The sequence below is a fragment of the Bartonella sp. TT119HLJHH genome, assembly GCF_042193385.1.
Taxonomy (GTDB): domain Bacteria; phylum Pseudomonadota; class Alphaproteobacteria; order Rhizobiales; family Rhizobiaceae; genus Bartonella.
This window is the reverse complement of the sequence record NZ_JBHILS010000121.1, coordinates 1-841: the sequence shown is the minus strand read 5'-3', so window position 1 is coordinate 841 and position 841 is coordinate 1. Positions and strand designations below refer to the sequence as shown.

Here is an 841-nt window from a genome sequence, read left to right as displayed (position 1 = left end):
TGGTAGGTGTATTTGAGTTCATGAAAAGGCTCTTTACCAACCTTGACTTCCTTTTTTTCACCAGTGCGGATATCATGATAGCTTGCGATAACACCGCCTTTTTTCTCTTCTTCTTGCTCGTTCTTTTCAGATGTTTCGGCTGCTGTCTCTACTTTAGGCAAATTGGGGGCGTCACTTTCGTCCATATGGATAACATCTTCACCTTCCTCAATCTCTTCTGGTTCTCGTGCATCAGCGGCGGCTTTTTGGTCGTCTCCCACATCTGTTGCTAAGCCATTTGCTGCACCTGCTTCATCCCGTGCGCTGTATTTAAAATCCCAAGAGGTACAATGTTTCTCATGAATAACTACTATGGGGAGGGTTTCACCAGTGATGGCTTTGCCTTCCCCCCGTTTGGCGAGCACCAGTTTGCCATCAACGGGCTTTGCTACCGCATCATATTCTTCTGCAAGGCGTGTGGCAAAAGCCATATCGCTTTCTGATGTTTGATCAATATGACGCACAACGATTTTTGCAAGAGAAGGATCAACCTTTGGCGTATAGCCATTACGCTCTGCTATCTCTTGAACAATACTGCCAAGGGTTTGCTGGTGATAGGATTGGCTTTTGGGTGTTCTATAAGACGTGTTCATAGAGGCGGCGCGCCCTGTCACGCTTAAGCTTTGTGGTGGGCTGCTTACAGAGATTTCGTCTATCAGATAGGATCCCATATCGCGGTTTTTCCCGCCTTCATAGCCAAGTGTGACAGAAATGATTGTTCCGATAAGAGGAATATCAAGAAAGCCGTTATCACTGTCACGCGCACGGTCATCAAGCTCTATAGTGATACGATCACTTTTGT

Annotated in this window: 1 protein-coding gene; it reads right to left on the bottom strand. The window is 46.3% G+C overall.

Features of this window, described 5'->3' with window-relative positions; translation table 11 throughout:
- Window positions 1-841, bottom strand: an 841-nt coding sequence (locus ACFIJL_RS09700) for a contractile injection system protein, VgrG/Pvc8 family (protein WP_375624516.1), incomplete at both ends; no start/stop codon positions are given.